We start from the raw sequence: 24,121 nt of genomic DNA on the forward strand, positions 1-24,121 counted from the left end.
CCCCCCCCCCACCCCCTCCCCACCCACCCACCCGCCTCCCGGCGTCCTACCTCGGTGGCAGCGGCTGCCACAGGCAGCCGCAGTCCGGGTGGCCCCTCAGGCGCATCCGGCGCGGCATGCCGTCGGTGGCCGAGAACTCGCACCACCCGTTCACGCTCGGCGGCCGGCCGCCGTCGAGCAGCACCTGGACGTGGAGTGCCGCCAGGCCCGCCACGGCGGTGGCCATCGCGGTGTCGCAGGCCGGGGTGCGCGCACGCCCTGGTCCTCCGTCCGCGAGCTGGGCCAGCACCCGTGGCCACGCCGCGTCCTCGTCCTCCCTCCGCAGCACCAGGCAGTGCCCGCAGGCCGACACCCCCGGCACCACCAGGGGCCCGACCACCCCGAACTCCTCCACCACGCCCACGTAGAGATGCGGCACCCCGGCCCGCAGCAGCTGCCGCGCCTCGTACGCCCCGCCTGCGAACGCCCCGCTGCCGTCCCGCGGCGCGAGCACCACGAGATCGGGCGGCGCGTCCGCGGCCCGCCGCGGCGCGGGTGCCGGGCGACGGGCCGAGGCCCGCTGGACCGCCTCCTTGGCCGCCGTCATCCGCAGCCGCCCGACGTCGGACGGCGGTACGCCCGCGGGGGAGCAGTCGCCGGGCCGGACGCGGCCGCCGTCCTTCACCGTGACGGCCCCCGCCCCGCCCGCCGCGAGCACCGCCGCCACGGCGGCCCCGACCCGCCCCGCGCCGCGGACCTCGATCCTGGTGTCCGCCCGCCGGGCGAGCACCGCCGGTGCGGCACCCGGGCCGGAGTGGACCAGCGAGAGCGAGGCGAGGTCCGGCCCCAGCAGCTCCCGGTGCGGCTGCGGGAAGCGGGCGAGCGCGGCCTCGGCCGCCTCCGCGTCGTCGAGGAGCCCGGCCTCCTCCAGCTCGGCGAGCAGCGCCTCGGCCGGGTCGCGGCCGAGCCCGGCCTTCTCGCCGGCCGCCAGCAGCGCGGGACGGTCCCGGGTGCCGTCGAGCAGGCCCAGGAAGTCGCACAGGGTTTTGTCGGCGTGCTCGACCACTCCCGCGTAGCGGCTGATGGTCCCGAACTGCAGGGTCTCGGTGTCGCGCCAGCTGCGGGACAGGGCGGGCTTGAGGGCGAGGCGCACGGCGGTCTCCTTTCCGATCGTTTTCGGACGGCTGACGGCAGCTTGCCCGATCGGGGCGACATCGTGCGCCGGGTTATCCACAGGCACTGGCCCATGATCACATCATCGGTTCGCAGGTCCTGTGGATAACTGGGTATCCGCTCCGGCGTCGGTTTCCGGACACCCCTTGTCGGCCTTTCGTTACCGATCACTCCACGAAAGATTTCGGCCATGGCAGCGGACTTCTGTCAGTGGTAGCGGGTAACGTCGTGTGCCATGGCAGCCGAGCGGGACTCCCATCCATCGGCGTCGCGTCGGCGTGCCCGTGCAGCGTCCGGGTCGCAAGTGGCGGCGCCGAGCACGCGCGGGCGCTCGGATCAGCAGCCGAAATCCGCGCAGCCCCAGCACCAGACGCAGCATCAGACGCAGCACCAGGCACAGCACCAGGCGTCCCCGCCCAAGCCGGGGGAGTCGCACGACCGCACGCGGGTCGAGGTGCGCCGCAGTGCCCGCCGCAGCCGCACCGTCTCGGCCTACCGCGAGGGCGACCGCACCGTCGTCCTGATCCCGGCGCGGATGTCGCACGCCGAGGAGCAGCGGTGGGTCGCGCAGATGCTGGAGAAGCTGGCCGCGCAGGAGAGCCGCCGGATCCCGGGGGACGACGCGTTGGAGGCGCGGGCCCGCGAGCTGTCGGCCGCGTACCTGGACGGCCGGGCGAAGCCGGCCCAGGTCCGCTGGGTCACGAACCAGAATTCGCGCTGGGGCTCGTGCACGCCGAGCGAGGGGACGATCCGGCTCTCGCACCGTCTCCAGGGGATGCCGGAGTACGTGCTCGACTACGTGCTGCTGCACGAGCTGGCGCACCTGCTGGTGCCGGATCACGGTCCGGGGTTCTGGGCGCTGCTGGAGGCCTATCCCCGGACGGAGCGGGCGCGCGGGTACCTGGAGGGCGTGGTGTCGGCGGCGCGGCTGCCGCACATCCCGGGGGCCCGGAGCGCGGACCCGGAGTCCGATCCGGCGCGTTCCTGCGGCTGAGGAGCCCGGCTGAGGAGCCCGGCGGGGGAGGCAGGAAAACGGGGGAAGGTGGGGAGCGGGAAGGCGGGGGGAAGCGCGGCGGGGCCGCGGGATCGAACGTGGGAGCGACGGAAGGGGGCGTGGGCCTATGCGGCCCGCGCCCCCTTCCGGTTGTCGCACCTCAGCTCGTGAGCCGCCTCGCCCGCGCGACGAGGTCGCGCACCGAGTGGTCGGTCAGCTCGGGCAGGCCGTCGTAGTCGAACCAGCGCAGGTCGAGCGACTCCTCGCTGATCAGTGCCTGCGCGCCGGCCGGGGCCAGCGCGATGTACTGGACGTCCAGGTGGGTGTTCTCCGGCCGGTCCTTGCCGGTGCAGCGGACCTGGTGCCGGTCGAGCTTGGCCGGGGCGGGCCGGCCGTCGACGGCGAGCAGGGTGAGGTCCGGGATGCCGGACTCCTCGACGGCCTCGCGCAGCGCGGCCGACGCGAGGTCGGCGTCGCCCGGCTCGCAGTGCCCGCCCATCTGCAGCCACAGGCCGACCTTGGGGTGCAGGGTGAGCAGCACCCGCCCGGCCGCCGGGTCGACGACCGCGGCGCTCGCGGTGATGTGGGCGGGCAGGCAGGAGCGGTACAGGCCCTCGGGCTGCGCGTGCAGGTGTTCCAGGTAGTCCAGCCGCAGCTGTTCCTGGTCCTGATCGGCGGGCCGCCACCGGGTCAGGGTGCCGACGGCGTCCGCGTGCAGGGCGGACGCCCCCGGGTCGGTGGCGGTCATGCGGTGGGCTCGCCCTTTCCGTCGGTGCCGTCCTGCTCGGGCCCGTTCTGCTTGGGCCCGTCCTGCTTGGGCCCGTCGTTCTCGGGGGTGTCGCCCTTGGTCAGGTTCGTGGTGCCGCCGGCCGCGGCCTCGCCGAGCAGCTTGTCGAGCGCGTCGAAGTCGATGCCGCCCTCCAGGTCGCCGGCCGCGCCGCGGTGCACGAAGGCGTCCGGGTCGTCGAGGTCGGCGGCGGTGGGCAGCATGTCGGGGTGCTGCCAGAGGGCGTCGCGGCCCTCGACGCCGCGCGCGTCGGCGAGCAGCGCCCAGAGCCGGGCGGCGTCGCGCAGGCGGCGCGGGCGCAGCTCCAGGCCGACGAGGGTGGCGAAGGTCTGCTCGGCGGGGCCGCCGGCGGCGCGGCGGCGGCGGACGGTCTCGCGCAGGGCTCCGGCCTGGGGCAGGTGGGGCTCGGCGGCGGTGTGGACGACGGCGTCGACCCAGCCCTCGACGAGGGCGAGCGCGGTCTCCAGGCGGGCGAGGGCGGCCTTCTGCTCGGGGGTGTCCTCGGGCTGGAGGAGGCCGCCGGCGAGCGCTTCCTGGAGCGCCTCGGGGTTGGTGGGGTCGAGCTGGCCGACGAGTTCCTCCATGCGGGAGGTGTCGACCTTGATGCCGCGGGCGTAGGCCTCGACGGCGCCCAGCAGGTGGGCGCGCAGCCACGGCACGTGGGCGAAGAGGCGCTGGTGGGCGGCCTCGCGCAGGGCGAGGTAGAGGCGGACCTCCTCGGCGGGCACGCTGAGGCCCTCGCCGAACTCGGCGACGTTCTGGGGCAGCAGCGCGGCCTTGCCGGCCGGGGCGAGGGGCAGGCCGATGTCGGTGGAGCCGACGACCTCGGCGGCGAGGGCGCCGAGGGCCTGGCCGATCTGGGTGCCGAACATGGCGCCGCCCATGGAGCGCATCATGCCCATGAGGGGGCCGGCCATGGCCTGCATCTCCTCGGGCAGGACGCCGCCCATGGCGGTGCCGACGCGTTCGGCGACGGGGTCGACGAGGTCCTTCCAGACCGGGAGGGTGGCCTCGATCCACTCGGCGCGGCTCCAGGCGACGGCGGTGCCGGCGCCGGAGGGGAACTCGGTGGCGCCGTCGAGCCAGAGGTCGGCGAGCCGGACGGCCTCGGCGACGGCGGAGCGCTCGGCGGCGCTGACCGAGCGGTCCTTGCTCTTGCCCTCGGCGGGTTCGGCGACGACGGTCTGGCGGGCGATGTTCGTGGCGAGGTCCCAGTTCACCGGGCCGCCCTCGAAGGAGAGCATCTGTCCGAGCTGCTGGAACGCGGCGCCGAGGTCGCCCGGGTTGAGGCCGCCGAACATCGCGGCGAACGGGTTGTCGCCCGCGCCGGGGGCGCCCGGGGTGCCGGGCATCCCGAACAGCGCGCCGAAGGGGTTGCCGGCGCCGAAGCCGAAGGGCTGGGGGCCGCTCTGGTCGGCGCCCTGCGAGCCCTGGTCCTTCTTCTTCTGCTCGTCGTCGGGCTTGGCCTTGCCGTCCTCGGGCTCCTCGGGCGGAACGCCGAATCCGAAGGGAAGGTCGCTCACGGGGTCCTCGATCCGGTCGGCCGTCATACGGGTGTGGCGGGAAATCCTGCGGGCCCGGGGCGGCGGCGGAGTGGGGACTCGCGAGCGGCTCCCGCGCGGCGGGCCCGCGCCGGGTGCACCGCGGGGCCTTCGCCTCGGGCAGGATGGACGTACGTGACACACGTACGTACGCACATAAGCTAACCGTGGAGGATGGCCGGTGAGTTCCCCGCCCTCGGACGTTCGCTCTGGGCTGACCGGAGGCGAGGACGCCCCGGACACCACGGCGTCGCCGCCTCCAGCCTACGGCGGACGGCCGGTCGTCGTGGCCGTCACGGGGGCCGCGGGGGTGCTCGGCGAGCGGGTCGCGGCCCGCCTGGTGGCCTCCCCGCACGTGAAGAAGGTCCTCGCGGTGGACGACCGGCGCGGTGACGTGCCGGGCGTGCAGTGGCGGGTGCTGGACGTGCGGGATCCGGCGGTCGCCGAGCGGCTGGCCGGGGTCGACGTCGTGGTGCACCTGGCGATGGACTTCGGCATGGAGTCCGATCCGCGGGCCCGCAGCGCCTACAACGTCCGCGGCGCGCAGACCGTGCTGACCGCCGCCGCGGCGGCCGGGGTGCACCGGGTGGTGCTGTGCACGTCGGCGATGGTCTACGGCGCGCTGGCCGACAACGAGGTACCGCTGGCCGAGGACTCCGAGCTGCGGGCGACGGAGGAGGCCTCGCTGGTCGGGGACCTCCTGGAGATCGAGCGCCTGGCCCGGCGGGCGCCGCGCGCCCACCCGGGGCTGCAGGTGACGGTGCTGCGCCCGGCGGTCGTGGTGGGTCCGGGCGTGGACACGGTGCTGACCCGGCACTTCGAGGCGCCCCGGTTGCTGGTGGTGGCCGGTTCGCGGCCGTGCTGGCAGTTCTGCCACGTGGACGACCTGGCGATGGCGCTGGAGTACGCGGCGCTCGGCCTGGTCGAGGGCGAGGTGACGGTCGGCTGCGACGGCTGGCTGGAGCAGGAGGACGTGGAGCGGCTGTCCGGCATCCGCCGGATGGAGCTGCCGGCCTCCCTGGCGCTCGGCACCGCGGCCCGGCTGCACCGTCTGGGCCTGACCCCGGCGCCGGCCGGGGACCTGGCCTACACGATGTACCCGTGGGTGGTGTCCGGCAGCCGGCTGCACGAGGCGGGCTGGCGTCCGGCCTGGACGAACGAGCAGGTGCTGGCGGAGCTGCTGGCGCAGGTGGCGGGCAAGCACGCGGTGGCCGGGCGGCGGCTGGGCGGAAAGGAGGCGGCGACCAGCCTGGGCGCGGCCGGGGCGACGGTGGCGCTGGTGGGCACGGCGGCGCTGGTGCGGCGGGCGCGCAAGCGCCGCCGCTTCTGAGGAGTCCGAGGGGGTGCCCACCGAGGGGGCGTCCGGCGTGGGGGCGTCCGGCGTGGGGACGTCCGGCAGGGCGGCTCGAGAGGGAGCCGCGGGCCCGGAGCGCGGGGTCGGCCGCCACCCCGACTTCTCACGATGCGAAATTCCCGGATCGTGATGCGGAAGCCCCTTGCCCGGGACCACCCCGGATGGGCAATCATGGGGTCATGTCCGAGAACCACGACCCCATCCGCCTGCTCGCCGTCCGCGACACCCCGCTCTCCCTGGACGAGGTGTACGAGGCGGTGGGCGACGACGCGGCCGGCGGCACGACCGTCTTCGTCGGGACGGTCCGTGACCACGACGGCGGCAAGTCGGTGGCCGCGCTGGAGTACAGCTGCCACCCCACGGCCGAGCAGGAGATGCGCCGCATCGCCGAGAAGATCGTCGCGGACTTCCCGGTCCGCGCGCTCGCCGCGGTGCACCGGATCGGCCGGCTGGAGATCACCGACAAGGCCGTGATCGTCGCGGTCTCCTGCGCCCACCGGGGCGAGGCCTTCGCCGCCGCGCGCCGGCTCATCGACGACCTCAAGCACGAGGTGCCGATCTGGAAGCACCAGGTCTTCGCCGACGGCGAGGAGGAGTGGGTCGGCGCCGGCAGCTGCTGAACCCGCACGTTCCCAGCACGCGGAGCGTCAGGCGCGCCGCGGCCTCACCCGAACGGGTCCGGCCGCCCGCGCCGGATACTCCCCGGCAGTGAGCCGATCGGCGCTCCCGTAACCCGGACGGCGGTGATCGCGTTGTCCGCCGGAGTGGTTAATCTGCTCATAGACACGACGAGCTGGGAGTACTGACATGGGTGCGCTCGCCTGGTTGATCATTCCGGTTGCCGCCGTCCTGCTCGCCGCCGTGTGGGCGGGCTGGGCCCAGCGGGCGCCGAGGGCCACGGGGGACCCGGCCTCACTCGCCGAACACCGGCGGTTCATGGCCGCGATGGAACGCACGACCGCCGGCAGCGCCGGTTCGGGGGAGACCTCCGGCCGGTAGCCCGGGGGGCGCCGGTTCACCCGCGTCCCGTACTGTCGTGCCATGCCACGCCGCTCCGCGACGATGCTCGCCGCCACCCTGCTGCTCATAGCGCTGCTCTGCGTCTCGGTGCTGATGAAGGTGCCGTACACGGAGATGAGCCCGGGCCCGACGTACAACACGCTCGGCCAGCAGGGGGGCAAGCCGGTGATCACCATCACCGGGCGCGACTCGTACCCGACGACCGGGCACCTGAACATGACGACCGTGCAGGTCACCGGGGCCAAGTACGAGCCCAGCCTGGTGAACGCGGTGATCGGGTGGCTGCGCGACGACGTGATGGTGGTGCCGCACGACAACGTCTACCCCAAGGGGCAGTCGGACGCGGACGCGAAGAAGCAGAACGCCGAGGAGTTCGCCTCCTCCGAGGACAGCGCCCGCACCGCGGCGCTCAAGCAGCTGGGCATCCCGGTCGGCAACGACCTGATCGTCAAGACGGTCACCGCGGGCGCGCCCGCCGAGGGCCGGCTGCACGCGGGCGACCAGATCGTCGCCGTCGACGGCACCGCGGTGACGACGACGGACCAGGTGGCCGCGGGCGTCACCAAGCACAAGCCGGGCGAGTCGGTGGTCTTCACCGTCGTCCCGCGGCTCAAGGACACCTCGGGCAACGGCGCCGCGGACCCGGCGGCCCGCACCGACGTCACCGTCCCGACCGTGGCGGCCAGGGACCTCGACCCGAAGGCCCCGGCCGAGCGCGCCGGCCTCGCGGTGGTCGGCATCGGCACCGGGATCCGGCACACCTACCCGTTCCAGATCGACATCGGCCTGCAGGACGTGGGCGGGCCGAGCGCCGGCCTGATGTTCTCGCTCGGCATCATCGACAAGCTGACCCCGGGCGGCGACCTCACCGGCGGCAGGTTCGTCGCGGGCACCGGCACCATCGACGACGACGGCAAGGTCGGGCCGATCGGCGGGATATCGATGAAGATCATCGCCGCCCGCGACGCCGGCGCCGAGTACTTCCTCACCCCGTCCGGCAACTGCGCCGAGGCGGGCAAGAACGTCCCGTCCGGGCTGACCCTGGTCAAGACGGACACGCTGGACGGCGCGCTGAAGTCGCTGGAGCAGATCCGCTCCGGCCAGACCTCCGCGCTGCCGTCCTGCGCCGCGAAGTAGCGATCCGCCGCGGCGGGCCCCGCCGTGCGGCAGGGCCCCGGAGGGCGGCTAGGCGAAGGTCGCCAGCAGGGCCTCGGTCAGGCCGGGCACCAGGTCGGGGCCGGTCAGCACCTCGCGCGCGGTGTCCTTGGAGCGCAGCCGCAGCGCGATCTCCTTCTTGCCGTCGCGCAGCACGGCGGCGGTGATCCGCACCTCCTCGCGCTTGGGGTGGTTGGCCACCCACTCGGTGAGCTGGGCGTCGCTGGCGTTGCGCGGGCGGCTCTGCTCGGCGCCCGGCGGCAGCATGAGGCGCTCGACGACCAGGGCGCAGCCGGCGACGGCGTCGGGCCAGGCGATGGTGCCGAGGAACTTGTCGAGGGGGGTGCCGGCCGGGATCTCGTCCTGCTCGACGGGGGTGAGGCCGGCCGCGTCGTCGTCGGTGAGGCCGAGCTGCTTGGCGACCCGGGGGTCGGCCTTGCGCAGGGCGCCGGAGTCGACGAGGGCGAAGAGGCGGGCGGGCAGGTCCCAGCCGAGGGTGGCGGCGTACTCGTCGATCTCCAGGGCGGCGCGGGTGAGGGGGGTGGCCGCGGGGAGGGTGGAGACGTCGTCGGGGGAGTCGGGCTGGGGCGTGGCGGTGGCGTCGGACATGTCTCAATCCTCACACGCCGGGTGGGGCTTGCCGCGCCGGGCGGTGCGGGTGGTGTGGAGGAGCGGCGTCGTAACCGTCTGCTAACGGTGGGAACTCGGTCGGAGCCTGGTTAAGTTGCTCTGAAGACCGACCGACTCCAGACGACACAGCTGAGGTGCCACCGTGGTATTCCAGATGCCGGAACGCTCAGGGCCGGGTTTCCGGCGCAGGGTAGGTCCGCCCTCCCGGCGGGCGCGGGTGGCCCTGCTGACCCTGGGCGTGCTCGCGGTGCTGTTCCTGCTGTTCGTCATGTTCGCGGGTTTCTGGACGGACTGGCTGTGGTTCAGGTCGGTCCACTACGCGTCGGTGTTCACGACCCAGCTGTGGACGAAGGTCGGCCTGTTCGCGGTGTTCGGGCTGCTGATGGCGCTGATCGTCGGCTTCAACGTGTGGCTGGCGCACCGGCTGCGCCCGCCGCTGTCGGCGATGTCGGTGGAGCAGCAGAGCCTGGACCGCTACCGGGCGGGGCTGGCGCCGTTCAAGCGCTGGGCGCTGATCGGCGTGTCGCTGGTGATCGGCCTGGTGGCGGGGGCGGCGGCGTCGGGGCAGTGGCGCACGTGGCTGATGTGGACGAACGCGACGTCCTTCGGCGAGAAGGACGCGCAGTTCGGCATGGACGTGTCGTTCTACGCCTTCGACCTGCCGTTCTACGAGTTCGTGCTGGGCTTCGCGTTCAGCGCGGTGATCGTGTCGCTGCTGACCTCGGTGCTGGTGCACTACCTGTACGGCGGGCTGCGGCTGCAGGGGCCCGGCCGGCGGGCGAGTGCGGGGGCGCAGGGGCACCTGGCGGTGCTGCTGGGCGTCTTCGTGCTGCTGAAGGCGGTGGCGTACTGGCTGGACCGGTACGCGCTGGCGGTCAAGACCGGCTCGTACAAGGGTGTTTCGGGCTGGACGGGCCTGCGGTACGTGGACGCGAACGCGTTCCTGCCGGCGAAGACGATCCTGTTCTTCGTGGCGATCATCTGCGCGGTGCTGTTCTTCCTGACGCCGGTGCGGCGCACGTGGGCGCCGGCGCTGATCGGTCTGGGGCTGATGGTGCTGTCGGCGGTGCTGATCGGCGGGGTGTACCCGGCGATCGTGCAGCAGTTCCAGGTGAAGCCGAACGAGCAGGCCAAGGAGACGCCGTACATCCAGAAGAACATCGACGCGACGCGTCGGGCGTACGGCATCGCGGACGCGCAGACGTCGCAGTACACCCCGCAGGGGTCGACGACGGCGGACGCGCTGAAGCCGGACGCGCAGACGATCGCCGACATCCGCCTGCTGGACCCGAACATCGTGTCGCCGACGTTCCAGTCGATCGAGCAGCAGCGCAACTACTACGCGTTCCCCAACACGCTGGACGTGGACCGCTACGGCGCGGGCACGGACAAGCAGGACACCGTGATCGGCCTGCGCGAGCTGGACCTGAACGGCGTGCAGCGCAACTGGATCAACGACCACTTCAAGTACACGCACGGCTACGGCGCGGTGGTCGCCAAGGGCAACCAGGTCAACGACAAGGGCCAGCCGGTGTTCACCGAGTCGGGCCTGCCGGCGACCGGGGCGCTCGGCGACTACCAGCAGCGGGTCTACTACGGCGAGAAGACGACGACGTACTCGATCGTCGGCGGCTCGAACCAGGAGATCGACTACACGACCGAGACCGGCGAGAACAAGCAGTACCAGTACACCGGCAACAGCGGTGTCTCGCTGGACAATCCGCTCACCCGGGCCGCGTACGCGGTGCGCTTCGCCGAGCCGCAGATGCTGTACGCGGGGGCGATCACCGACGGCGCGAAGGTGATCTACAACCGGACGCCGAAGGAGCGGGTGGAGAAGGTCGCCCCGTGGCTGTCGATCGACGCCGACCCGTACCCGGTGGTGCAGGACGGCCGGGTGGTGTGGGTGCTGGACGGCTACACGACGTCCGACGGCTACCCGTTCGCGTCGAAGACGACGCTGGGCACGGCGACGAAGGACTCGCTGACCAACCAGCGCGGCGAGCTGCTGTCGGTGGCCAACAAGGTCAACTACATCCGCAACTCGGTGAAGGCCACGGTCGACGCGTACACCGGCGAGGTGAAGCTCTACCAGTGGGACGACAACGACCCGGTGCTGAAGACGTGGATGAAGGCGTTCCCGGGCACGGTCGAGCCGAAGGCGGACATCCCGGCGACGCTGCTGCCGCACCTGCGCTACCCGCAGGACATGTTCAAGGTGCAGCGCGACCTGCTCGGCCAGTACCACGTGACGGACGCCAACTCCTTCTTCAACGGCAGTGACATCTGGCAGGTCCCGGTGGACCCGACGAGCGACACCAAGCAGGTGCAGCCGCCGTACTACCTGACGCTGCGCATGCCGGACCCGGAGGTCACGTCGGCGAGCTTCTCGCTAACGACGACGTTCGTGCCCAACGGCCGGGACAACCTGGCGGCGTTCATGGCGGTCGACGCCGATCCGGGCCCGGACTACGGGAAGATCCGGATCCTGAAGGTGCCGGGCGACAGCAAGACGCTCGGCCCGAACCTGGTGCAGTCGCAGTTCAACTCCCGCCCCGAGGTGGCGCAGCAGATCACGCTGCTGAAGAGCGGCGGCGACTCGGACCTGGAGTACGGGAACCTGCTGACGCTGCCGGTGGGCGGCGGGCTGCTCAACGTCGAGCCGGTGTACGTGCGCGGGCGCGGCGCCAAGTACCCGACGCTGCAGAAGGTCCTGGTGGTGTACGGGAACGACAACGTGGCGTTCGAGAACACGCTGGAGGAGGCGCTGCGCAAGGTGTTCGCGGGGGCCGCGCCGGCGACGACGCCGACGGCGCCGAGCACTCCGGGCAATCCGGCGAACCCGGGGACCCCGGCGAACCCGGGCACGCCGACGGGGCCGACGACGCCGCAGCCGGGCGGGACGATCTCGCCGGAGCTGCAGAAGGCGCTGTCGGACGCGGAGAAGGCGTACAACGACGGCCAGACGGCGTTCAAGAACGGCGACTGGGTGGCGTACGGCAACGCGCAGAAGGCGCTGGGCGACGCCTTGAAGGCCGCCGACGCGGCCCGTTCCGGCGCTCCGGCGCCGGCCGCCCCGAGCGGCGGCCCGTCCGCCACCGCGGGCGGGTCGCCGAGCCCGAAGCCGTGAGCCGCTGGGCCCGCGCCCGCTGAGCTGCGGCAACCGATTTCGGTTCCGCCCCGCGTCCGTGCTACTGTTGAGTCACCGACGCGGGGTGGAGCAGCTCGGTAGCTCGCTGGGCTCATAACCCAGAGGTCGCAGGTTCAAATCCTGTCCCCGCTACTCAGTAGTGACAGAGGCCCGGAGGATTCGTCCTCCGGGCCTCTGGCGTTTTCGCTCCGAAGCGGCGGGAACCGCTCCGGTACTATCGACCGTCGCCAACGATGACGGCACCGGGTTTGTGGGGTTGAAGTGTCGGGAAATCGACAAAGCGCCGAAGCAATTTCGTCGGCTTCGGGGCAGCCCCGCCCGAATTCGGCCGGGGCAGGTGTACGCGGGTTGCGGGTGGTGCGACGATGGGACACATGGGGGACGGTGCACGGCTGCTGACCAGCCGTCGGGTCCGGCGCTTCCCCTGGAGGACCCCCCGGCCGGTGGCTGGGGGAGGATGCCGCGACACTCTGGGGGAGCGGGAGTCCGGATGAGGCTGATCGGCAAGAACGGGCCAGGTGCCAGGTCCGGCGCCGCCACCGAGGCGGACACCGACGCCTGGGCGGAGAGCCCCGAGAGCCGTCCCGGCGCCCTGCCCGCCCAGCGCACCGGCGGCCTCGCCGAGCGCCGCGCGGCCGGCTGCGGCCCCGACAGCCTCGTCCACGTGCCCACCCGTCAGTTCACCTCCGCCGTCGGCCCGTACGGCGAGTCCGCCGACGGCTCCGGCGGCGCCCACGGCGGCGGCGCCCTCGACCCGGCGGGCCTGGACACCACCAGCTTCGAGACCGCGCTGGCCGCCCGCGAGCAGGCCGCGCTGGAGGCCCGGCACCGCCGCGCCGCCGAGGAGGGCGACCCGGACGCCGCCTCCCGGCTCGGCACGCTGCTGCTGCGCCGCGGCGAACTGGAGGACGCCGAGCCGTACCTGCGCGCCGCCGCGGCGGCCGGGGTCCGCGCCGCCTCCAACAACCTGGGCGTGCTGCTGCACCAGCAGGGCCACCGCGCCGAGGCCGCCCAGTGGTGGCGCCAGGCCGCCGTCGCCGGCAGCGCCCCCGCCGCGCACGCGCTCGGCCTCCAGCTGCGCGACCAGGGCGAGGAGGAGGCAGCCGAGTACTGGCTGCACTTCGCCGCCGACCACGGCCACCCGCTCGGTGCCTACGCGCTCGGCGACCTGATGGAGCACCGGCGCGACGTCCGCGCCGAGCGCTGGTTCAAGGTGTCCGCCGACGCCGGCCACCGCGAGGCCGCCTACCGGCTGGCCCGGATGCGCGAGGCGGCCGGCGACAAGGACACCGCCGAGACCTGGTACCGCACCGCCGCCGCCCGCAGCCACGCCCGGGCCGCGCTGCGCCTGGGCGTGCTGCTCGAGGAGCGGGCCGGAGCCGACCAGGCGCTGCTGGACGAGGCCGCCCGCTGGTACCGGCAGTCCGCGCAGAACGGCGAGCCGCGGGCCGCGTGCGCGCTCGGCTTCCTGCTGCGCGACTCCGGGGACGTCGCGGCCGCCGCCGAGTGGTGGCAGGAGGCCGCCGAGGCCGGGGACGGCAACGCCGCCAACGCGCTCGGCGCGCTGCACGCGAGCCGCGGCGAGGCCAAGGAGGCCGAGCACTGGTACCGCGGTGCGCTGGACGCGGGCGACCACAACGGCGCCTTCAACCTCGGGCTGCTGTGCGCCGGCACCGGCCGTGAGCAGCAGGCCGAGCAGTGGTACCGGCGGGCCGCGTACGCCGGGCACCGGGAGGCGTGCAACGCGCTGGCCGTGGTGCTGCTCCAGCGCGGCGACGAGTCCGGCGCCGAGCCGTGGTTCTCCAAGGCGGCCGAGGCGGGCAGCGTCGACGGCGCGTTCAACCTCGGCGTGCTGCACGCCGGGCGCGGCGAGCACCAGCAGGCGCAGGAGTGGTACGCGCGGGCCGCCGCCGAGGGCCACGGCGAGGCGGCGCTGCAGCTCGCGGTCGCCCAGGAGCAGCGCGGCAACCTGGCGGGCGCGCTGGAGCGCTACCGGCAGGCGGCGGCGGGCGGTTCGGCCGAGGGCGCGTTCCGGCTGGCGTCGGTGCTGGACCGGCGGGGCGACGCGGACGCGGAGGCCGAGCACTGGTACGCGGTGGCGGCGGACGCCGGGCACCGCCGGGCGCAGGTGCGCATGGGCGTGCGGGCGGCCGAGCGCGGCGCGCTGGAGATCGCCGAGAGCTGGTACCGGCGGGCGGCGGAGGCCGGGAGCCGCAGCGCGGCGTTCAACCTGGGGCTGCTGCTGGCCCGGCAGGACAGCGAGGCCGAGGCGATGCTCTGGTACACCCGGGCGGCGGACGCCGGGCACGGGCGGGCGGCGCTGCGCCTGGCGCTGCTGGCGCTGCGCCGGGGGGAGCCGGTGCAGGCGGAGAACTGGTGCCGCCGGGCGGCCGACTACGGGCCGGCCGAGGTGGCGGAGCGGGCGGGGCGGCTGCTCGGGGCGCTGCACGCGGAGCTGAGCGCGTAGCGGCTGCGGGCTGAGCGGTGGCGTGGCCTAGCGGGCCGGCGCGTGCGTACAGTCCGGACAGAGCCCGCGGTAGGTGATCTCGGCGCCGGAGAGGACGAAGCCGAAGCGCTCGGTGGCGGGCAGGGCGGCGAGCGGGTCGCCGTGGGGGTGGACGTCGCGGATCGCGCCGCAGCCCGAGCAGACCAGGTGCTGGTGGGCGTGGCGGGCGTTGGGGTCGTAGCGCTTGGCGCGGCCGTCGGTGGCGACCTCCAGGACCTCGCCGAGGGCGACGAGTTCGCCGAGCGTGTTGTAGACGGTCGCGCGGCTGATCTCGGGCAGGTGCCGGGCGGCGCGGGCGTGCACCTCGTCGGCGGTGAGGTGGACGTGTTCGCCGTCGAGGACCTCGGCCACGACCCGGCGCTGCGAGGTCAGGCGCCACCCACGTCCGCGAAGTCGTTCCAGCAGGTCGCTCATGCGCACCAGAGTAGGTCACGCTCTGAGATTGGTGCCAGTATTGACTTAGACAAAGTCCAAGTTAGGATCGAGTCCTCACGATCGGATCACGCGGAGGCTTCTCTCATGACGACCCAGGACGAGCTGCGCCCCACCCTCACCACGGAGGCGGGCGCCCCCGTCGCCGACAACCAGAACACCGAGACGGCGGGTGTCGGCGGCCCGGCGCTCATCCAGGACCAGCTGCTGTTCGAGAAGCTCGCGCACTTCAACCGCGAGCGCATCCCGGAGCGCGTGGTGCACGCCCGCGGCGCCGCGGCCTACGGCACCTTCACGGTGACGGCCGACGTGACGCCCTACACCCGGGCCGGCTTCCTCGCCGAGATCGGCAAGCAGACCGAGGTCTTCCTGCGCTTCTCCACCGTGGCCGGCAACCTCGGCTCCGCCGACGCGGTGCGCGACCCGCGCGGCTTCGCGCTGAAGTTCTACACCGAGGAGGGCAACTACGACCTCGTCGGCAACAACACCCCCGTGTTCTTCATCAAGGACGCGATCAAGTTCCCCGACTTCATCCACACCCAGAAGCGCGACCCGTACACCGGCTCGCAGGAGGCGGACAACGTCTGGGACTTCTGGGGCCTGTCGCCCGAGTCGACCCACCAGGTGACCTGGCTGTTCGGCGACCGCGGCATCCCGGCGACCTACCGCCACCTCAACGGCTACGGCTCGCACACCTTCCAGTGGCAGAACGAGGCCGGCGAGCACTTCTGGGTCAAGTACCACTTCAAGACCGACCAGGGCATCCGCAACCTCACCCAGGACGAGGCCAACCGCCTCGCCGGCGAGGACCCGGACAGCCACCAGCGCGACCTGCGCGAGGCGATCGAGCGCGGCGAGTTCCCGACCTGGACCGTGCAGGTCCAGATCATGCCGGCGGCCGACGCGGCGAACTACCGCTTCAACCCCTTCGACCTGACCAAGGTGTGGCCGCACGCGGACTACCCGCCGGTCGAGATCGGCAAGCTGGAGCTCAACCGCAACCCCGACAACGTCTTCGCCGAGGTCGAGCAGTCGATCTTCTCCCCGGCGCACTTCGTGCCCGGCATCGGCCCGTCCCCCGACAAGATGCTCCAGGGCCGCCTGTTCGCCTACGCGGACGCCCACCGCTACCGCGTCGGCATCAACGCCGACCACCTGCCGGTGAACCGCCCGCACGCCACCGCGGCGCGCACCAACAGCCGCGACGGCTACCTGTACGACGGCCGCCACGGCCGCCAGAAGAACTACGAGCCGAACAGCTTCGGCGGCCCGGTCGAGACCGGCCGCCCGCTGTGGGCCGCCACCGCCGTCACCGGCGCGACCGGCAACCACGTGGCGCCCTCGCACGCCGAGGACGACGACTTCGTGCAGGCCGGCAACCTCTACCGCCTCTACTCCGAGGACGAGAAGCAGCGCCTGATCGCGGGCCTGGCCGGCTTCATCGCCAAGGTCTCGGAGGACCGCGAGGACATCGTGGAGCGGGCCGTCGACAACTTCCGCAAGGCCGACGCCGACTACGGGCAGCGGCTGGAGGCGGCCGTCCGCGAGCTGCGCAAGAAGTAGCCGCGGGCTTGCCCCGAGAAAGACGGCGGGCCCCTCGACCAGCTCCCACTGGTCGAGGGGCCCGCGATCACGTCCGGGACGGGTCGCGTCAGACGCTCAGGCGCCGCAGCGTCTCCTCGTGCAGCAGGCCGTTGCTGGCGACGGCGTCCGCGCCGCCCGGGCCCGGGACGCCGTCCAGGCCGGTGAAGCGACCGCCGGCCTCCTCGACGATGATGCAGTTGGCGGCCATGTCCCACAGCGACAGCTCGGGCTCGGCGGCGATGTCCACGGCGCCCTCGGCGACCATCATGTAGGACCAGAAGTCGCCGTAGGCGCGGGTGCGCCAGCAGGCCCGGGTGAGGTCGAGGAACGGGTCGAGGCGCCCGCGCTCCTCCCAGCCGGACAGCGAGGAGTAGGAGAAGGAGGCGTCCTCGATGCGCGAGACGCCGGAGACGTGGATCCGGGAGGCCTTGGCGAGGCTGCGGCCCGCGTAGGCGCCGAGGTCCTTGGCAGCCCACCAGCGGCGGCCGATCGCGGGGGCCGAGACGATGCCGACCACCGGGCGCCCGACGCCGTCCGGGCCGTCCTCCAGCAGGGCGATCAGGGTGGCCCAGACCGGCACGCCGCGGATGTAGTTCTTGGTGCCGTCGATCGGGTCGATCACCCAGCGGCGCGGGCCGGAGCCCTGGAGGCCGAACTCCTCGCCGAGGACGGCGTCGCGCGGGCGGGCGCGCTGCAGGATGCCGCGCACCAGTTCCTCGGCGGCCTTGTCGGCGTCGCTGACGGGGGTGAGGTCGGGCTTGGTCTCGACCGCGAGGTCGAGCGCGCGGAAGCGCTCCAGGGTGACCGAGTCGGCCGAGTCGGCGAGGACGTGGGCGAGTCGGAGGTCGTCGTGGTAGTCGGCCATGTCCGAAACCCTAGCGAGCCCGCCCGGATCGGGACAGCCGGGCTCACGGAGTGAACGCTCATCGGCCCGCGGCTCAATGGGTGGTGCCGCTGAGCTGCAGGCCGATGACGCCGGCGATCACCAGGGAGATCGAGACCAGCTTGAGCACCGACGTCGTCTCGTCCAGGAAGACCATGCCGTAGATGGCGGTGCCGGCCGCGCCGATGCCGGTCCACACCGCGTAGGCCGGACCGACCGGCAGGCTCTTGAGCGAGAGGGTCAGCAGGCCGAAGCTGCTGAGGGCGAACACGCAGAAGCTGATGGTGGGCCAGAGCCTGGTGAAGCCCTCGCTGAGCTTGAGGTTGATCGCGAAGCCGGTCTCCAGCAGGCCGGCCAGGATCACCAGGGCCCATGCCATCGCGTGCCCTCCCTGTCGATCGACGGGTCGGACCGCACAGTGGTCCGACTTTCCTATGATCGCCAGGGCGGCGCGGTCCGACACCTCGAACGGGCCACCGGCCTCGCCGGGACGCGGCGGGGCCGGGCGGGGTCAGTCGTCCTCGCGGGCCTCCTTGCTGGCCAGCAGGCGGCGCAGCGAGTAGAGCCGGGCGGCGTCGGCGTGGCCGTCGGCGACCCAGGCGTCCAGGGCGCAGTCCGGCTCGTCGTGGCTGCAGGCGCGCGGGCAGTCGACCGTGCCCGGCTCCAGGTCGGGGAAGGCGAGGATGACCCGGGACGGGTCGATGTGGGAGAGGCCGAAGGAGCGGAAGCCCGGGGTGTCGATCACCCAGCCCGAGTTCAGCGCCTGCTTGGAGCCGGCCTTGGCGCCCGGGGGCGGGGGCAGGCGCAGCGCGAGGGCCGAGACGGTGGTGTGCCGGCCGCGGCCGGTGACGGCGTTGACGTGGCCGGTCTGCCGTTGGCGGTCCGGGACGAGGGCGTTGACCAGGGTGGTCTTGCCGACGCCGGAGTGGCCGATGAACACGGTGGAGCGGCCGCGCAGGTGCTCGCGCACGGCCTCGGCGCCCGCGCTCTCCAGTTCGTCCCGGCGGGTGACGACGTAGTCGATGCCGAGCGGCGCGTAGGACTCCAGGAGCGTTTCGGCGGACGCGAGGTCGGCCTTGGTGAGCACGAGCAGGGGTTCCATGCCCGCGTCGTAGGCGGCCACCAGGCAGCGGTCGATCAGCCGGGGCCGGGGCTCCGGGTCGGCCAGGGCGGTGACGATGGCGAGCTTCTCGGCGTTGGCGACGACGATCCGCTCGTACGGGTCGTCGTCGTCCGCGGTGCGCCGCAGCACGGAGGTGCGTTCCTCGACCCGGACGATCCGGGCGAGGGTGTCGGCGTCCCCGGAGAGGTCGCCGACGATGTTGACGACGTCGCCGACGACGACGCCCTTGCGGCCCAGTTCGCGGGCCTTCATGGCGACGATCTGGCGTTCCTGCTTGGTCCCCGGGTCGATCAGGCAGGTGATCCGGCCGCGGTCGACGGTCAGCACCATCGCCTCGGCGGCGTCCTCGTGTTTGGGCCGGATCCGGGTCCGTGGCCGGGAGCCCCGGCGGGCGGGGCGGTTGCGGATGTCGTCCTCGTCGGCGTCCTTGCCGTAGCGGCGCATGGCTTCAGTCTCCGCTCAGGCGTCCGCCGCCGCTTCGCCGAGCAGGTCCGCCCACATGTTCGGGAAGTCGGGCAGGGTCTTGGCGGTGGTGGCCACGTTCTCGACCTCGACGCCGGGCACGGCCAGGCCGATGACGGCGGCGGCGGTGGCCAGGCGGTGGTCCTCGTAGGTGTGGAAGACGCCGCCGTGCAGCGGGCGGGGGCGGATGCGCAGGCCGTCCTCGGTCTCGGTGACGTCGCCGCCGAGGTCGTTGATCTCCTTGGCGAGCGCGGCGAGCCGGTCGGTCTCGTGCAGGCGCAGGTGGGCGATGCCGTAGAGGTGGGACTCGGAGTCGGCGAGCGCGGCGACGGCGGCGATCACCGGGGTGAGCTCGCCGACGTCGTGCAGGTCGGCCTCGATGCCGTGGATGCGGCCGGTGCCGGTGAACTGCAGGCCCTCGTCGGTGAACTCGCAGGCGCCGCCCATCCGGGAGTAGATCTCGCGCAGCTGGTCGCCGGGCTGGGTGGTGTGCTTGGGCCAGTCGCGGACGGTGACCCGGCCGCCGGTGACGAGCGCGGCGGCGAAGAACGGCGCGGCGTTGGACAGGTCGGGCTCGACGACCAGGTCGCGGCCGATCAGGGCGCCGGGGGTGACCCGCCAGACGTCCTTCTCGCCGCCGTCCTCGGGGGCGTCGACCTGGGCGCCGGCCAGGCGCAGCATCTCGACCGTCATCCGGATGTGGGGCAGCGACGGGACGGGGCCGCCGACGTGCCGGACCTCGACGCCGTGGTTGTAGCGGGCGCCGGACAGGAGCAGGGCGGAGACGAACTGGGAGGACGAGGAGGCGTCGAGCTCGACCGGGCCGCCGTCGAGGGCGCCGGTGCCGTGCACGGTGAGCGGGAAGGCGCCGCGGCCCTCGTCGTCGATGCGGGCGCCGAGGGCGCGCAGGGCGTTGATCACGCCGTGCTGGGGGCGCTCGTAGCTGCGCGGGTCGCCGTCGAAGTGGACCGGGCCGTCGGCGAGGACGGCGAGCGGCGGCAGGAAGCGCATGACGGTGCCGGCGTTGCCGACGTCGATGGACGCCGGGCCGAGCAGGGCGGGGGCGGGGATGACGCGCCACGCCTCGCCGCCGCCGGTGCCGCCGGAGTCGTTGTTGACCTTCTCCTCGATGCCGACGCCGAGGGCGCGCAGGCCGTCGGCCATCAGCTGGGAGTCGCGGCTGCGCAGCGGGCGGCGGACCCAGCCGGGCTCGTCGGCCAGTGCCGCCAGCACCAGGGCCCGGTTGGTGACCGACTTGGAGCCGGGGATGGTGACGGTGGCGTCAACGGGGGTGGTCGCGACGGGGGCGGGCCACAGGGTCTCGGTCATGGGGGCCAGTTTAGGGGCCGTACCGGAACGGCCCCCGCTGCGGCCGCATGCCGGGACTGTGGGGGTTCAGTGCAAGGGCTGGAGCAGCCAGCTCGCGCCGAGGGCGAGCGAGGCGAGGGCGACCAGCAGGAAGACGGTGACCCAGGCGAGGCCCGGGACGTGGGTGAGGCGGGCGAGCTGGTCGGCGTCGGAGTCGCGGGCCCAGCCGGTGCGGCGCTGGTGCTGGAGCTCCAGGACCGGGCGGACGGCGCCGAACAGGAGGAACCAGCAGCCGAGGTAGGCGAAACCGGCCTGGACCTGGGCGCTGCCGAACCAGGAGACGAGGAAGAAGGCGGCGCCGGCGACGAGGACGGTGAACAGGCCGTAGGCGTTGCGGATGCGCACCAGCAGGGCGAGGAGCAGCACGATCGCCAGCCACAGCAGCAGCGTGATGCGGTCGGCGGCGAGCAGGGCGGCGCAGCCGAGGCCGAGCAGGGCGGGGGCGGTGTAGCCGGCGGCGGCGGTGAGGACCATGCCGGGGCCGGTGGGGCGGCCGTAGGAGAGGGTGAGGCCGGAGGTGTCGGAGTGCAGCCGGATCCCGGCGAGCTTGCGGCCGGTGGCGAGGGCGGCGAGGCCGTGGCCGCCCTCGTGGGCGATGGTCACCGCGTTGCGGGTGACGTGCCACAGCGGGCGGGCGAGGACGGCGAGCAGGGCGAGCGCGCCGGTGGCGAGGACCAGCCAGCCGGGCGGGGCGGCCTGGGTGCCGGTCACCCGGTCCCACAGGTCGCCGAGGTCGTGTCCGGTCGTCGGGCTGGGGGTCATGGCGGGGTCTCGCCTCCGTTCGCTGTGCTGGGCCGTTCGGAGCAGCCTCCCATGCGGGGACGGGAGGGCGGGAGGCGGTGGTTCGCTGTTCGGGATGAAGAAGTGGTGAGACCCGGGGCCGTGGCAGAGTGGCCCGCATGTGCGGTCGCTTCGCCTCCAGCAGCAAGCCCGAGGACCTCCTCGACCTCTTCGGGGTCGAGCAGTGGGATCCGGAGGAGACCCTCGCGCCGAACTGGAACGTGGCGCCGACGAACAGCGCGTTCGTGGTGCTGGAGCGGATGTCGAAGGAGCGGCCGGGCGCGGTGCGCCAGCTGCGGGTGCTGCGCTGGGGCCTGGTCCCGCAGTGGTCGAACTCGGCCGAGACGGCGGTGAAGATGATCAACGCCAGGTCGGACACCGTGCACGAGAAGCCCTCCTACCGGCAGGCGTTCGCCTCCCGGCGGTGCATCCTGCCGGTGGACGGCTACTACGAGTGGCAGACGGTGCCCGCCGAGCGCGGCAAGCCGCGCAAGAAGCCGTTCTTCGTCTCCCGGACGGACGGCGCCCCGCTGGCGCTGGCCGGGCTGTACGAGTTCTGGCGCGACCGGACGGTGCCGGCCGGGCACCCGGCGGCCTGGCTGGTGACGTTCACGATCGTGACGACGGACGCGGAGCCGCTGCTCGCGCCGATCCACGAGCGGATGCCGCTGTTCCTCGACCCGTCCTCGTTCGACGAGTGGCTGGACCCGGGGCAGAGCGACCCGGACGGGCTGCGCCGGCTGCTGATACCCCCGCCGCCCGGCGCGCTGCGGGCCACCCCGGTGTCGCCGGCGGTGGGCAGCATCCGCAACAACGGCCCGGAGCTCAAGGAACCGTGGACCGAGGTCGAGTACGAGACCACGCTGTTCTGACCGTCCGTGCCGGCCGTTCGTCCCGACCGTCCGCGCTGTTCTGACCAACCGAGTTGCGGATCCGTGCCGTTCCGAGAGGGAGCCACCGTTGACGACCACCGAACTCGTCCCCACCGAGGCCGGGGACGCCCGGATCACCTACCACCGGGCGGCAGCCCCGAAGGCGCTGCTGGCCCTCGGGCACGGCGCGGGCGGCGGGACCGGCGCGCGGGACCTCGTCGCGCTGGCCGCGGCGCTGCCGCCGCGCGGGATCACCGTGGCGCTGGTGGAGCAGCCGTGGCGGGTGGCCGGGAAGAAGCTCGGCCCGGCGCCGCGGACGCTGGACCTCGGCTGGCGGCCGGTGGCCGAGCGGCTGGCCGGGCAGGGCCTGCCGCTGGTGGTCGGCGGGCGCAGCGCCGGGGCGCGGGTGGCGTGCCGCACGGGCGCGGTGAGCGGGGCGGTGGGCGTGGTGGCGCTGGCGTTCCCGCTGCACCCGCCGGGCAAGCCGGAGAAGAGCCGGGCGCAGGAGCTGCTGGAGTCGGGGCTGCCGACGCTGGTGGTGCAGAGCGCGGCGGACCCGTTCGGCGGGCCGGCCGAGTTCCCGGAGCTGCCGCGGGGCCACGCGCTGGTGGAGGTGCCGTACGGCAGCCACGGCTTCGAGGTGCCGAAGCGGGCCCCGGTGGGGCAGGACGAGGTGCTGGAGCTGATCTGCGGGGCGGTCGGTGACTGGGTGCTCGGGCTGCTGTGAGCGCGGGACCGGCGGTGAGCTGCGGGTTTCCCCGGGCGCACCGTTCGCTCACCCGTGCGGGTGAAAGCCGCGCGGGGCCGGGAATGCGGGCGGGGGCCCTGTGGTTGACACCCTCGTCAGCAGATTAACGGGTGAGAGGCAGGGCAGATGGGTTCGATCGCGTGCCCGGAGCGGCCGGAGGAGCGAGAGGCCGCCACGGCGTTCGCTCCCGCCTGGTCCGACTGGATAGTCGCGGGCGAGAAGCCCGTCAGCCCGATATCCTCCATTTCGGGGCGGCCCGCCGTGGGCCGTGCGCGCCATGCCGAGGAGGTGGGTCCGGTCGTCGGGACCGAGCACGAGGCCGAACCCGGCCGTGGCCCGGATGAGGGCCGGCCCGAGGGCGAGGCGCTCACCGGTGAGGAACTGGCCGAGGCGATCGGTGAGGACACCTTCCGGGTGTCGGCCGAGGAGACCGAGGAGGCCCGGCGGGAGCGCTTCGAGCGCGACGCCCTGGGCTACCTGGATCCGATGTACTCGGCCGCGCTGCGCATGACGCGCAACCCGGCGGACGCGGAGGACCTGCTCCAGGAGGCGTTCGCCAAGGCGTACGCGTCGTTCCACCAGTTCCGCGAGGGCACGAACCTCAAGGCCTGGCTGTACCGCATCCTCACCAACACCTTCATCAACTCGTACCGCAAGAAGCAGCGGGAGCCCCAGCGCACCGCCGCCGAGGAGATCGAGGACTGGCAGCTGGCGCGCGCCGAGTCGCACATGTCGACGGGGCTGCGCTCGGCCGAGACCCAGGCCCTGGACCACCTCCCCGACAGCGACGTGAAGGACGCCCTCCAGGCCATCCCGGAGGAATTCCGGATCGCTGTGTACCTCGCGGACGTCGAAGGCTTTGCGTACAAGGAGATCGCGGACATCATGGGTACTCCCATCGGTACGGTGATGTCCCGGCTGCACCGCGGCCGTCGTCAGCTGCGCGGCATGCTGGAGGACTACGCCCGTGAGCGCGGGCTCGTCCCGGCCGGCAGCGGGGCAGGGCAGGAAGCGAAGGGCTCGGGCTCATGAGCTGCGGCGATCCGCACGACACCGAGTGTGGCGAGGTCCTCGACCACCTCTACGAATTCCTCGACAACGAGATGGCCGAGGGCGACTGCGCCAAGCTGCGCGTGCACTTCGAGGAGTGCTCGCCGTGCCTGCGCCAGTACGGCCTGGAGCAGGCGATCAAGGCGCTGATCAAGCGTTCCTGCGGCTGCGACGACACCCCGGCCGACCTGCGCAGCAAGGTGCTGGCCAGGATCGACTCGATCCGCGCCGGGCAGCGCTCGGGCGAGCAGGTCGTGGTGGCCGTCGAGGCCACGGTCGAGATCCACGCGGAGACGGCGCGGCCGGTCCCCGAGGTGGGCGACGCGCCGCAGCCGGGCGTGCGCCCCGGTGCGCCGGTCGAGGCCGGCGCCCAGGCGGAGTAACCGGCCGGGCCCGCCGGCGAGGGCGGGCCGGACGGTCCGGACACGGAGTTCAGCGGGCCCCGGGAGCGGGTGTGCCCCGGGCCCCCGCCGGTGTTGTTTAAATGCCCCCCAAAAGAGTGATTGTGTTTTGGGGGTTGGGACAAAGG

At 73.4% G+C, this 24,121-nt stretch carries 21 protein-coding genes, 1 tRNA gene and 1 pseudogene; 13 read left to right on the forward strand and 10 right to left on the reverse strand.

From position 1 onward, the window contains the following. Positions 1-46 precede the first annotated feature (46 nt). On the reverse strand, positions 47-1,132 hold the full coding sequence (locus ACFV4F_RS23060) for a ThiF family adenylyltransferase (RefSeq protein WP_380505085.1): 1,086 nt from the start codon (positions 1,130-1,132) through the stop codon (positions 47-49). Positions 1,133-1,597: 465 nt separating this feature from the next. On the opposite strand from ACFV4F_RS23060, the pseudogene ACFV4F_RS23065 reads away from it, so the two are divergent. Then, positions 1,598-2,146: pseudogene (locus ACFV4F_RS23065) on the forward strand (M48 family metallopeptidase); the annotation flags it as partial. Between the two features lie 160 nt (positions 2,147-2,306). Here ACFV4F_RS23065 and ACFV4F_RS23070 read toward each other — a convergent pair. Then, positions 2,307-2,894 (reverse strand): NUDIX domain-containing protein, encoded by a 588-nt coding sequence (locus ACFV4F_RS23070; protein ID WP_359966250.1) that lies wholly within the window; start codon positions 2,892-2,894, stop codon positions 2,307-2,309. Next, positions 2,891-4,456, reverse strand: coding sequence for a zinc-dependent metalloprotease (locus tag ACFV4F_RS23075; RefSeq protein ID WP_380505088.1), 1,566 nt, complete (start codon positions 4,454-4,456; stop codon positions 2,891-2,893). The genes ACFV4F_RS23070 and ACFV4F_RS23075 overlap by 4 nt, the downstream gene beginning before the upstream one ends. 199 nt (positions 4,457-4,655) lie before the next feature. Here ACFV4F_RS23075 and ACFV4F_RS23080 point away from each other — a divergent pair, with 199 nt between their 5' ends. The 4 genes from ACFV4F_RS23080 to ACFV4F_RS23095 all read left to right on the forward strand — a co-directional run bounded on the left by ACFV4F_RS23080 (position 4,656) and on the right by ACFV4F_RS23095 (position 7,985). Continuing rightward, the gene (locus tag ACFV4F_RS23080) at positions 4,656-5,804 is read left to right on the forward strand and encodes an NAD-dependent epimerase/dehydratase family protein (RefSeq protein WP_380438460.1); all 1,149 of its coding nucleotides are present in this window, start codon (positions 4,656-4,658) and stop codon (positions 5,802-5,804) included. 203 nt (positions 5,805-6,007) lie between these two features. Then, the gene (locus ACFV4F_RS23085) at positions 6,008-6,448 is read left to right on the forward strand and encodes a molybdenum cofactor biosynthesis protein MoaE (RefSeq protein WP_359966241.1); all 441 of its coding nucleotides are present in this window, start codon (positions 6,008-6,010) and stop codon (positions 6,446-6,448) included. A 187-nt stretch (positions 6,449-6,635) separates the two neighbouring features. Continuing rightward, positions 6,636-6,827: a hypothetical protein gene (locus ACFV4F_RS23090; protein WP_380438464.1), complete on the forward strand. Its 192-nt coding sequence runs from the start codon at positions 6,636-6,638 to the stop codon at positions 6,825-6,827. Positions 6,828-6,869: 42 nt separating this feature from the next. After that, the gene (locus ACFV4F_RS23095; protein ID WP_380438466.1) at positions 6,870-7,985 is read left to right on the forward strand and encodes a PDZ domain-containing protein; all 1,116 of its coding nucleotides are present in this window, start codon (positions 6,870-6,872) and stop codon (positions 7,983-7,985) included. Positions 7,986-8,033: 48 nt separating this feature from the next. On the opposite strand, the gene ACFV4F_RS23100 is transcribed toward ACFV4F_RS23095, so the two are convergent. After that, entirely contained in the window at positions 8,034-8,612 is a 579-nt protein-coding gene (locus tag ACFV4F_RS23100) for a PPA1309 family protein (RefSeq protein ID WP_380438468.1), read from the reverse strand. 175 nt (positions 8,613-8,787) lie between these two features. On the opposite strand from ACFV4F_RS23100, the gene ACFV4F_RS23105 reads away from it, so the two are divergent. From ACFV4F_RS23105 to ACFV4F_RS23115, 3 genes are all read left to right on the forward strand, one after another. Continuing rightward, complete coding sequence (locus ACFV4F_RS23105; protein WP_380505091.1) at positions 8,788-11,763, forward strand: UPF0182 family protein; 2,976 nt, start codon at positions 8,788-8,790, stop codon at positions 11,761-11,763. Positions 11,764-11,842: 79 nt separating this feature from the next. Further along, positions 11,843-11,916 (forward strand) — tRNA-Met (locus ACFV4F_RS23110). A gap of 358 nt (positions 11,917-12,274) precedes the next feature. Continuing rightward, the gene (locus tag ACFV4F_RS23115; RefSeq protein WP_380505094.1) at positions 12,275-14,251 is read left to right on the forward strand and encodes a tetratricopeptide repeat protein; all 1,977 of its coding nucleotides are present in this window, start codon (positions 12,275-12,277) and stop codon (positions 14,249-14,251) included. A 27-nt stretch (positions 14,252-14,278) separates the two neighbouring features. Here ACFV4F_RS23115 and ACFV4F_RS23120 read toward each other — a convergent pair whose 3' ends face one another. Next, positions 14,279-14,704 (reverse strand): Fur family transcriptional regulator, encoded by a 426-nt coding sequence (locus ACFV4F_RS23120; RefSeq protein WP_380438474.1) that lies wholly within the window; start codon positions 14,702-14,704, stop codon positions 14,279-14,281. 105 nt (positions 14,705-14,809) lie between these two features. On the opposite strand from ACFV4F_RS23120, the gene ACFV4F_RS23125 reads away from it, so the two are divergent. Beyond that, positions 14,810-16,285 (forward strand): catalase, encoded by a 1,476-nt coding sequence (locus ACFV4F_RS23125; RefSeq protein ID WP_380438476.1) that lies wholly within the window; start codon positions 14,810-14,812, stop codon positions 16,283-16,285. Between the two features lie 88 nt (positions 16,286-16,373). Here the strand turns inward: ACFV4F_RS23125 and hisN are convergent, their stop codons facing one another. The 5 genes from hisN to ACFV4F_RS23150 all read right to left on the reverse strand — a co-directional run bounded on the left by hisN (position 16,374) and on the right by ACFV4F_RS23150 (position 20,904). Further along, a complete protein-coding gene (gene hisN, locus ACFV4F_RS23130) occupies positions 16,374-17,171 on the reverse strand; it encodes a histidinol-phosphatase (protein WP_380438478.1) in 798 nt (265 codons plus the stop codon). A 73-nt stretch (positions 17,172-17,244) separates the two neighbouring features. Further along, positions 17,245-17,568: a DMT family transporter gene (locus ACFV4F_RS23135; RefSeq protein WP_380438480.1), complete on the reverse strand. Its 324-nt coding sequence runs from the start codon at positions 17,566-17,568 to the stop codon at positions 17,245-17,247. 132 nt (positions 17,569-17,700) lie between these two features. After that, positions 17,701-18,756 carry a ribosome small subunit-dependent GTPase A gene (gene rsgA / locus ACFV4F_RS23140; RefSeq protein ID WP_380505096.1) on the reverse strand — a complete coding sequence of 352 codons (1,056 nt, stop codon included), beginning with the start codon at positions 18,754-18,756 and terminating at the stop codon, positions 17,701-17,703. 15 nt (positions 18,757-18,771) lie between these two features. Then, complete coding sequence (gene aroA / locus ACFV4F_RS23145) at positions 18,772-20,103, reverse strand: 3-phosphoshikimate 1-carboxyvinyltransferase (RefSeq protein ID WP_380438484.1); 1,332 nt, start codon at positions 20,101-20,103, stop codon at positions 18,772-18,774. 66 nt (positions 20,104-20,169) lie between these two features. Next, positions 20,170-20,904 (reverse strand): M50 family metallopeptidase, encoded by a 735-nt coding sequence (locus tag ACFV4F_RS23150; protein ID WP_380438486.1) that lies wholly within the window; start codon positions 20,902-20,904, stop codon positions 20,170-20,172. A 137-nt stretch (positions 20,905-21,041) separates the two neighbouring features. On the opposite strand from ACFV4F_RS23150, the gene ACFV4F_RS23155 reads away from it, so the two are divergent. The 4 genes from ACFV4F_RS23155 to rsrA all read left to right on the forward strand — a co-directional run bounded on the left by ACFV4F_RS23155 (position 21,042) and on the right by rsrA (position 23,975). Next, positions 21,042-21,794 carry an SOS response-associated peptidase gene (locus ACFV4F_RS23155; protein ID WP_380438488.1) on the forward strand — a complete coding sequence of 251 codons (753 nt, stop codon included), beginning with the start codon at positions 21,042-21,044 and terminating at the stop codon, positions 21,792-21,794. A gap of 88 nt (positions 21,795-21,882) precedes the next feature. Next, positions 21,883-22,521, forward strand: a complete 639-nt coding sequence (locus ACFV4F_RS23160; protein ID WP_380438490.1) for an alpha/beta family hydrolase — start codon at positions 21,883-21,885, stop codon at positions 22,519-22,521. A gap of 309 nt (positions 22,522-22,830) precedes the next feature. Next, the gene (locus ACFV4F_RS23165) at positions 22,831-23,574 is read left to right on the forward strand and encodes a sigma-70 family RNA polymerase sigma factor (RefSeq protein ID WP_308130030.1); all 744 of its coding nucleotides are present in this window, start codon (positions 22,831-22,833) and stop codon (positions 23,572-23,574) included. Further along, positions 23,571-23,975, forward strand: a complete 405-nt coding sequence (gene rsrA / locus ACFV4F_RS23170; protein ID WP_380438493.1) for a mycothiol system anti-sigma-R factor — start codon at positions 23,571-23,573, stop codon at positions 23,973-23,975. The genes ACFV4F_RS23165 and rsrA overlap by 4 nt, the downstream gene beginning before the upstream one ends. Positions 23,976-24,121 lie beyond the last annotated feature (146 nt).

The sequence above is a fragment of the Kitasatospora sp. NPDC059722 genome, from assembly GCF_042733235.1.
Classification (GTDB): domain Bacteria; phylum Actinomycetota; class Actinomycetes; order Streptomycetales; family Streptomycetaceae; genus Kitasatospora.